Source organism: Mesorhizobium sp. P2_D6, assembly GCF_056404315.1.
In genome coordinates this window covers 1-768 of record NZ_JBFUEG010000083.1, presented here as the reverse complement: position 1 = coordinate 768, position 768 = coordinate 1, and the positions used below count along the sequence as shown (strand labels likewise).

The 768-nt window shown below is 61.3% G+C and carries 1 protein-coding gene and 1 pseudogene; one reads left to right on the top strand and one right to left on the bottom strand.

Annotated elements, in window-relative coordinates:
- A pseudogene (locus AC1D1L_RS33710) lies at positions 1-453 on the top strand (ISAs1 family transposase); the annotation flags it as partial.
- Positions 454-546: 93 nt separating this feature from the next.
- Here AC1D1L_RS33710 and AC1D1L_RS33705 read toward each other — a convergent pair.
- A partial coding sequence (locus tag AC1D1L_RS33705; protein WP_477345845.1) for a LexA family protein occupies positions 547-768 on the bottom strand: 222 nt, incomplete at its 5' end.

Here is a 768-nt window from a genome sequence, read left to right as displayed (position 1 = left end):
CGACATGGCCCATGGCCGCATCGAGGAACGCACCGTCACCGTCAGTCGCGAGGCCGGCTGGCTCGAAGGCCAGCGCCGCTTTCCCGGTGAACTGCGCCTGCCAGACGCCACAACCATCGTGCGCGTCAGATCGCGCGCTGGACTGAAGGACAAAAGCCGCTTCGACACGCGATACTTTATCGGCCTCCGCCGAGCTGACCGCCGAATGGGCCGCTCATGCCGTGCGCGGCCACTGGCTGGTCGAGAACGCTCTGCACTGGACCCTCGACGTCGTCTTCAACGACGACCAGTCGCAGAAAAGGCCACTGCGCTCTCAACATGGCCATCGTGCGCCATTTCGCCCTCAACCTTGTCAGAGCCGTCAGCGACAGGCACTCAATCAAACTCAGACGCAAAAAGGCAGGCGGGAGCACCGACTACCTCGCCGCAATCCTCGGCGACCTATGCCGTTAACCTGGATTCGGAGCCCTGCGCTTACGGGACGCCACCAGCTGGTGGCCGCAGATTGTTCCTAGTACCGTTCCACAGAGATTATGACGGGTTGTTTTAGCGCAAGATAGGAAGCGCTTTCGGAGGAACCAGAAGTTGGATGCTTCGGGCAGCTCCGGGCACCCGTGTGATGAACCCGGCTTTTTCCAAGGTCAGCACCATCTGGTGGACGGTTGGAGCGGTGACGTCGAAATGGCGCCGCATGTCGGCTTCGGCCGGGGGCTGTTTGAAGATCCGGCTATAGGCGTAGATGAAGGCCAAATACTGGCCTTGGCCTTG